The 7,993-nt window shown below is 38.2% G+C and carries 6 protein-coding genes and 1 rRNA gene; 1 reads left to right on the top strand and 6 read right to left on the bottom strand.

Annotated features, from left to right (window positions below; genetic code table 11):
- Window positions 1-639 precede the first annotated feature (639 nt).
- Complete coding sequence (locus ACZ9AO_RS26085; protein WP_053533572.1) at window positions 640-1,197, top strand: shikimate kinase; 558 nt, start codon at window positions 640-642, stop codon at window positions 1,195-1,197.
- A gap of 115 nt (window positions 1,198-1,312) precedes the next feature.
- Here ACZ9AO_RS26085 and ACZ9AO_RS26080 read toward each other — a convergent pair whose 3' ends face one another.
- The 6 genes from ACZ9AO_RS26080 to rrf all read right to left on the bottom strand — a co-directional run bounded on the left by ACZ9AO_RS26080 (window position 1,313) and on the right by rrf (window position 7,982).
- Window positions 1,313-2,326: a LacI family DNA-binding transcriptional regulator gene (locus tag ACZ9AO_RS26080; protein WP_048680312.1), complete on the bottom strand. Its 1,014-nt coding sequence runs from the start codon at window positions 2,324-2,326 to the stop codon at window positions 1,313-1,315.
- Between the two features lie 223 nt (window positions 2,327-2,549).
- Window positions 2,550-3,755 carry an MFS transporter gene (locus ACZ9AO_RS26075; protein ID WP_476111291.1) on the bottom strand — a complete coding sequence of 402 codons (1,206 nt, stop codon included), beginning with the start codon at window positions 3,753-3,755 and terminating at the stop codon, window positions 2,550-2,552.
- A 271-nt stretch (window positions 3,756-4,026) separates the two neighbouring features.
- Complete coding sequence (locus ACZ9AO_RS26070) at window positions 4,027-4,911, bottom strand: shikimate dehydrogenase (RefSeq protein ID WP_034306141.1); 885 nt, start codon at window positions 4,909-4,911, stop codon at window positions 4,027-4,029.
- A 59-nt stretch (window positions 4,912-4,970) separates the two neighbouring features.
- Entirely contained in the window at window positions 4,971-5,732 is a 762-nt protein-coding gene (aroD, locus tag ACZ9AO_RS26065) for a type I 3-dehydroquinate dehydratase (protein ID WP_251544379.1), read from the bottom strand.
- Between the two features lie 66 nt (window positions 5,733-5,798).
- Entirely contained in the window at window positions 5,799-7,001 is a 1,203-nt protein-coding gene (locus ACZ9AO_RS26060; RefSeq protein WP_476111288.1) for an MFS transporter, read from the bottom strand.
- An 865-nt stretch (window positions 7,002-7,866) separates the two neighbouring features.
- Window positions 7,867-7,982, bottom strand: a 5S ribosomal RNA gene (gene rrf / locus ACZ9AO_RS26055).
- Between the last annotated feature and the right edge of the window lie 11 nt (window positions 7,983-7,993).

Genomic DNA, 7,993 nt, shown 5'->3' with positions numbered 1-7,993 from the left:
TATTGATTAGTTGTCAACTTCTGCGAAGTTTTTAACTTATTTTAAATCGCTGTGTTTTTCAGCGACCATTTCATCTTATCATTTTCATAGTAAGAAGTCAATAGTTATTATTTCTTTCAGCAACCTGTCAAAAGCGATGAAGTTTTGCGTTTGTCTTAGTTGGTGCTTATTTATATTAATCCTTTCCCACCATTAAGTCAACCCATTTCATACATTTTCTTATTAAATGAATTAATCACTTATATGAAGGAATAAATGTGCCTGTCACACCTTGGCTTCCTCTTAAAACATATAAACCATGAAAATCATTTATCCATCCATTTGAACTACCGCTTCCCCTTCAACTAAGTAATGCCTTTGGAAAAATCCATAAACCATGCAATTGATAGGTAATGCCAATAACAACCTGGATAGATGAGGAAACGAATAATTAGATGCATAAATCGAATACTGAAACCTGATTGTTCCTTCCGGGTAGAGTTATTAAACATTAAACCGCTAAAGCACAGGGTTCCATTGTCCAAATATTAAAAATTTTTTTTTACAATTTTACTTTCTTGTACTATAATAAATATATTTTAAAAATTTCAGGAGAGACTTTTAATCATTATAAAAAATAGTTGGGAGAGGGATTTATAAATGATTAATAAAAACACATCTTTGAGGATGCAAAGTATCGTTTTTATTGGCTTTATGGGGGTAGGCAAGACGACGATCGGACAGAAAGTAGCCAGGAAATTATATAGGGACTTTATTGATATAGATCAAGAAATTGAAAAGGAATTCAATATGCCCACTACGGAAATCTTCAAGAAGTTTGGGGAAAAAGCTTTTCGCGAAAAAGAAAAAAGTGTGATTGAAAGCCTTAGTCAACAACAATTGAAAATCATTTCAGTTGGAGGCGGGGCATTTTTACAAGAGGATATACGGAATATCTGTTTATCCAATTGCATTGTCTTTTACCTGGACTTATCTTGGGAATACTGGAAAGAGAGAATAGGCTTGCTTATTGATAGTAGACCCGTTTTACAAAGCCGGTCCCTTGAGGAAATCGAAGAACTCTTTTACACGAGACAGGAAATATACTCCTATCATCATTCAAAAGTGAATACCAATGATCTAGATGTTGATGAAGTGGCAGACTTTATAGTCGATTCATTGAAAGTCGCCTGGGATATTTATGAACCGCTTAAGTAAGGCAAACCTTTCTGATATGTAATCAATGTTCCCAATAAAAGAATAATAGAAAAGATGAAAAGGGCACAGCGGTACCTAACCTCCTGTGAACTAATCACCTTTTTATTTTTCTTTTTTAGGAAGACTCTCTAATAATCAGTTCTGGATTCAATATGATTCGCTGTTGTTCACGTTCTATTTTCTCCATTTGCTGATACAGGAGATTCGCTGCCTCTTTCCCAATACGTCTAGGGAATGAGGAAATGGTCGTTAGCGGAGGGTGATAGATTTCTGCGACTGGAACGTTATCGAACCCAACGATATCCATATCTTTTCCAGGAGTAATTCCTTTCATCATTAATCCTTGCATAACACCAAAAGCAATTAAGTCGCTAAAGCAAAAAATCGCGGTAGGCGGATTAGGATTCTCAAGTACTTTCAAAACAGCCTCAAGCCCTCCCTCCCGTGTAGGGGCACTATCTATCACCAACGATTCATCCACTTCCAATCCCGCTCTTGAAAGAGCTTCACGGTATCCCTCCATTCTCTCGATCCAAGTAGAAGATTCCTTTATGCCACCAAGGAGCGCAATTCTTTTATGCCCCTTTCCAAGGAGATGATCAACAGCGATCCTGGCTCCTTCTGGATAGTCTATGCCTACATAGTCGCTATTCACTCCAGGCAGTTCCCTGACAGCAAGCACCATCGGCGTGTCAATTTCATTTAACCGTTCAATTGTATCTTGTGAGCTTTCAGAGACAGGACAAAGAATCAGGCCACCCACCCTGTGTTCCATCATGGTTGAAAGGAGATGATCTTGCTTGGCAACCGAATCGAATGTAGTCCCCAGCAAGACTGTATACCCGACCTCATCCAATGCATCGTGAACGCCTATCAGGAATTCAGAAAAAAAGGTATTTGATATGTCGGTAATAATGATTCCTACAGTATCAGAACTCTGCGACCTTAGGTTTGCTGCAATTCTATCGTACACATAACCCAATTCATGCATCGATTTTAATACTTTTTTTCGCGTCGCTTCCGATATTCGAGGGTTATTGCGAACGATAAGGGAAGCAGTGGAGGTAGATACCCCAGCATGTTTCGCTACCTGTTGCAGTGTGACCCGCCCTTTTTTGGATTGTTTCATAGTTCAATCACCATCTTGAATGTATTTTTGATGTACTTATTATTATCATGTTCTTTCTATAATAATATAGTTACTGTCATTATTACACCCTTGCTTTTGGAACATGGGAATCTCAACGATCTTTAATCACGCCAAAACATCTATATCCACTATTCATTAGTCCAAAAAAAAAACGCCATCCTAGTTCCGGAAGATGGAGTTTTAAGTAAATCCTTCAATATTTTCAGCCATGGTTAAATATGGTCTGGTGCTGTGTCAATTTCTTATACCGGTAATATACAAAAGCTGCAGCCAGGATTCCTATAGTAGCAATAAAGCAATCAAAAAGAAATATATGCGATATATCCCCACTCTTAGCGATTAAGCCCGTTGCAATTGGTAAAATGACGCTCGCCAAACTGGATGCCGTCGCAACGATCCCTGTTACAGTTCCTTTTTTTCTCCAGAAAAGTTCAGTCATTATTGCAATGGTTAATTGAAAGATCCCAGCTGTCGAGGCTCCAAGGAAAAAGGAGCTAATACTTAAGACAATAGGTGAATGAATCGTTAATATGATGATTACCGTAAGTAAAGTAATCATTGGATAAAGCAATATCACCGTCACGGGCTTAATCCATTTGTTTAATAAGATGGATAATAGCAGGACGGAAATAAGTGACCCCACACTATAATAGCTCAATAATTTAATTGCACTTGAAGATGGCATCCCTGCGACTTCCTGGCCGAAACTCGGTAACCAGATTTGCGAAACTGTAAATAACGCAGTTGATGTAAACCCAATTATGATTAGTGCGACTCCTTCGCTCCAAAATTTAGGTTCCGTTATGAACCTGTTACTATGAAAATCCTCTTCTTTACTGACAGCTTCGGATTTGCTTGGAAATGAAGCGGACAACACCAAAAACATATTCATGAAATAGATGACAGCCGGTACTAAAAATGCAAACCCGTAAAATAATTGGTTCGTAGTAAGAAACAAGATGATGAATGGCAGGATTGTAGCACCAAGCGAACCAAAAGCCTTAACCATAACACTCGCGGAACCAGCAGATTCAAGAAACATTTCAGTTAGCGCCGGATATGTACCAGCATCCATGGCTGAGTTGGAAATTCCCGCAAGTAAGGCAAATACAAAGGCCATTTCATATGTGGGGGAAAATGGAATCCCAATTAAAAAAACGCCCATTATAACCGAAGAGACCATGATTAATGGTTTTCTTCCAAATTTATCTGATAATACTCCCGAGAAACCATACGTGAGTAATCTGCCTATTCCTATTGCTGCAATAAGATAACTAATGCCTGTAGAGTCCGTATCCCATTGTTCTGTTAAAGAGGGCATGTTTGAGGCGAGAATTATATTAACCATCCCCAGCAGAAAATAGTTAATATACATGCCAGATGCCGCTTTAAAATACTGATTTTTCATTATTACACCCCTATAATAAATCACGTTGTGTTACTCCCATATAACACCTTAATGCACAATGTAATTACATTAAAGTCTCCCCTTTATGTTATCCATTTACATGAAAACCACTTTTCAAAAAAAAACGCTAAGAAAAACAAGGGATTTCACTCCCTGAATTTCTTAGCTCCGAGGTTTGGTGCACCCAATTTTTTTAATCATTTAATAAATGATGCACATCGAGTATGAAAAAAACCTCTATTTGGAGAACAATCTCCAGAGTGGAATCATTTTATTCTGCAAACAATTGCTCTTTGATGAAATCAACAGGCATTTGTTGACCTGTCCATAATTCAAAGGCTAGTGCACCTTGCCAAAGCATCATCCCAAGACCATTAATAGCGGTAGCACCTACAGCTTCAGCTTGTTCCATTAGTTTAGATTTTCGTGGGATGTAAACAACATCGGTTACGATTAAATCAGGACGCAGCATTGATTCGTCTTGAATGACACTTAAGCCTTCAAGTGGTTTCATGCCAACGCCGGTTCCATTTGCCAAAATATCACTAGTTGCGATTTCAGCCTTTAATTGTTCAACATTTTCAAGAGGGTATACATTGGCTTTCACATTTAAATGCTTCATATCCTCATTGATGATTCGTACATTCTCTTCTGCTTGCGGGAAGAATGCATCATCACGAGCAAAAATGCTGATTTCCGCCACACCTTCCAGCGCAGATTGAATGGCAATTGGGGTAGCAGCCCCACCAGAACCGATAAGAGTCATTTTCTTGCCTTTAATATCAATACCATGTTCTTTTAGGTTCCGGGTATATCCCATTCCATCAGTGCTGTGCCCTACGAACTTTCCATCGACATTGACAACTGTATTAACCGCTCCTGAAAATTTAGCACTGTCCGCCAATTCATCAAGATATGGAAGGATCTTCATTTTATTAGGCATGGATACGTTAAATCCTTTTACATTTAATGCACGCATCCCTTTGACTGCATCTTCCAGCTCTTCATTTCCAACCTCAAATGCTAAATAGGCGCAATTCAAGCCTAATTTATCGAAAGCTAAATTATGCATGGCAGGTGATAATGAATGTCCAATAGGTGTTGCCAGCAATCCTACTAATTCTGTTTTCCCATTAATTCGTCCTAGATTTTCCATGTTCTATTCCCCCTGATTTTTTAAACTTTATATAAATTCCTTCTTGGAAGGAATTATAATTAAATATTTTGATCAATGATTTCCAATACATTCCTTAATTGTGTAACAGGAATTTGTCCTGGTGCAGATGCTTCTTTTCCGGCACCGAATGTACAAGCAGATCCAAACACCGCACCTGATAATCGACTGACCAGGCCTGTACCCGACATTGACATCGTAATGAATGGGCGATCGGCATACTTTGTTTTCATCGTGTAAGTTGCATCTAATAATACGAGTAAGTCACCTACTGTTTGGGGCATTACAGCGATTTTGGGAATATGGGCGCCAAATTCCTGCATCTTACGCAATCGGTAAATGATTTCTTCTTTTGCTGGTGTCTTATCGAAATCATGGTTACACATCACAACGTATACCCCATTTTCCTCAGCTACCTTCACAGTCTCCTTCACTGATGATTCCTCAAAAAACAACTCCACATCGACAAGATCAATATTCTTCGTTTTAATTGCTGTATGAAGAAGTTGGAAATAATAATCATCGCTGATTTCCTTGTTTCCGCCTTCTTTATGGCTTCTAAAAGTGAAAAGCAGCAAAGTACTGGGAACCGCATTTCTAATTTTTGTAATCATATCCGAAACGGCTTCTAAGCTTTCGACTTGTTCAAAGACATCTACTCGCCATTCAATGATATCCGGCCGTAGTGCATTTACCGTTTCAACTTCTTTAAGCAGTTCTTCTTTCGTTGTCCCCATTAGTGGAACGATGATCTTTGGAACCCCTTCTCCGATCGTTACGTCTTTGATCGTGATTGTTTGCATGATGTATCCCCCTTTTATCACTATCATCAGTGGGGTTCATCCCCCACTGATGTTCGGTTAGACCGTTTAATTGGAATCTTTAATTACCTTTTTGTATCGATAGGCAACGAATACTGCCAATAAAATACTAACTGCCGCAATTGCCACATCAAACAAGAAGACTGCAGTTAACCCAGCACTCTTAGAAATGATACCAGTAATGAAAGGTATGATGATAAAGGCTGAACTACCTGCAATGTTTACATATGAGGTGATCGTACCTTTATTGGCAGGGAAGAATTCCGTGATTATTGTCATGGCTAATTGGAATACCCCTGCAGTTGAAAGCCCTATGAAGAAAGCGCTCAAAATGGTTATAAATGGTTGCTGGATGTAGATGAGTGACAATAAAGATAATGCCGCAATGACCGGATAGATAATCATGACGGTAATGGGCTTAATTACTTTATTCAATAGAACAGCTAGTAAAATGACAGAAACAAGGGAGCCAATGCTATAGTAACTAAGCAATTGAACAGCCTTAGCTTGGGTTAGCCCCAATACATCTTGTCCGAAGTTCGGGAGCCAGACTTGAACCAACATGAATAAAGCAGTTGATGTGAAGCCTAATAGTATGACGGCCAAACCTTCCTGAGCAAACTTCGGTTTTGAGAGGAATTGCTGTTGAACCGGCACAGCTTGTTTATCATTCTGAGTTTGGCTTTGGGCTTTATGATCAGGGAATGAAACCTTAAGCAGGAAAAACCCATTAACAAGATATACAGCAGCCATTAAGAAGAATGTATACCCGTAAAACATATCTCTAGCTATAAAGAACGCCATGATAAATGGAAGAAGTGCGGCACCGATTGAAACGAACGCTTTTACTAATACGGTAGCGGAACCAGCTTTCTTTTGAAAAGCCTCAATAAGTGCTGGATACGTACCTGCATCCAAAAATGAATTGGCAATACCAGCACATACAGCAAATATAAATGCCAATGTATAGTTAGGAGCCAATGGTATGCCTATAAGGAAGATCAGGTAGATAAAAGATGCTGAAACAACAAATGGTTTCCTTCCTAATTTATCCGACAGTCTACCGGCGAAAAACAAAGAAACTAACTTACCGATTCCTATGGCAGAGACCAAGTAACTTATCCCTGAGGCACTAGTATTTAATTGATTTGACAAATTTTCCATATTTGATCCAATGATTATATTGATCATGCCTAAAATAAAATAGCTAATATATAAACCTGTGGCCATTTTTATAAATGGATTTTTCATGAAACACACCCCTATTTAAAAAGTTATCGAAATGCAATTTGATTCTTAAGCCTTTCAGATGTTGCCCCCTTGCCCCATACCATAAATTTAAGAAAAATAATGACGTACTAAATAAAACAATAAACTTCATAGATTAACCGGCTAAGTTAGTACATCGTTCTACCAACTTGCGCATTACTAGTATATCGTTCTACTAATCGTGCTTGTTGTTAGTATATCGTTCTACTAAATTTTAAGCGATTAGAAAAGTATTGATAAAACACTTATGCTACCGCTAATTAGTTTAAATTTATTTAGTATATCGTTCTACTGGATTATTATACTGCGCTAATTTAATTGTGTCAAACTCATGAAGCGGTCCTTAATGACCATAGAGCAATTCCTCATACTCATTATTTTTAAATTCCGAAGGTCTCATTTTGGATCTCATTTACCTTAAAGGTTCAGCCCTGCCTTGTATTTGTTAGTGTTCATACAAGTTGGAAGAATACCTTTTATTTGCAGAGGCACCAATTATTTTATCCTTTATGAGGGCTTCCTTCTATTTTGATATTTCCCACATTTTTAGTTACCAGTTTCTGAATTAATTTCTTTTAGCTAAAATATATGTATTGCTGCTTATTTAAATCCAATTATCCAGTTATTTGCAATCAATTTTAATAACCCAATGTCTAAACAGAGGTACTAATATCTCGCTTATATCCTAAGTTACGATAGTCGAAACGGGTTAAATTTAAAAGGATGAACAATTTTCGATTTCAGCCCCTTTCAATGGTGAGGTAACAGCTTCTATATATATAACAGGGCTTCATAATTTCTTCTTAACGAAAAAAAAGACCAGCCGGATGGCTGATCTTTTTAAATGGCTTGGCGGCGTCCTACTCTCACAGGGGGAACCCCCCAACTACCATCGGCGCTGAAGAGCTTAACTGCCGTGTTCGGAATGGGAACGGGTGTGACCTCTTCGCTATCGCCACCAAACATAAAAGGAA

The organism is Peribacillus sp. TE19612 (assembly GCF_056279465.1).
This window is presented reverse-complemented; position numbering and strand designations above follow the sequence as displayed.

Excerpts from the sequence above, each read along its gene's own strand:
- ACZ9AO_RS26085 (WP_053533572.1), top strand. The coding sequence starts at position 640 with ATGATTAATAAAAACACATCTTTGAGGATGCAAAGTATCGTTTTTATT.
- ACZ9AO_RS26080 (WP_048680312.1), bottom strand. The coding sequence starts at position 2,326 with ATGAAACAATCCAAAAAAGGGCGGGTCACACTGCAACAGGTAGCGAAA.
- ACZ9AO_RS26075 (WP_476111291.1), bottom strand. The coding sequence starts at position 3,755 with ATGAAAAATCAGTATTTTAAAGCGGCATCTGGCATGTATATTAACTAT.
- ACZ9AO_RS26070 (WP_034306141.1), bottom strand. The coding sequence starts at position 4,911 with ATGGAAAATCTAGGACGAATTAATGGGAAAACAGAATTAGTAGGATTG.
- aroD (WP_251544379.1), bottom strand. The coding sequence starts at position 5,732 with ATGCAAACAATCACGATCAAAGACGTAACGATCGGAGAAGGGGTTCCA.
- ACZ9AO_RS26060 (WP_476111288.1), bottom strand. The coding sequence starts at position 7,001 with ATGAAAAATCCATTTATAAAAATGGCCACAGGTTTATATATTAGCTAT.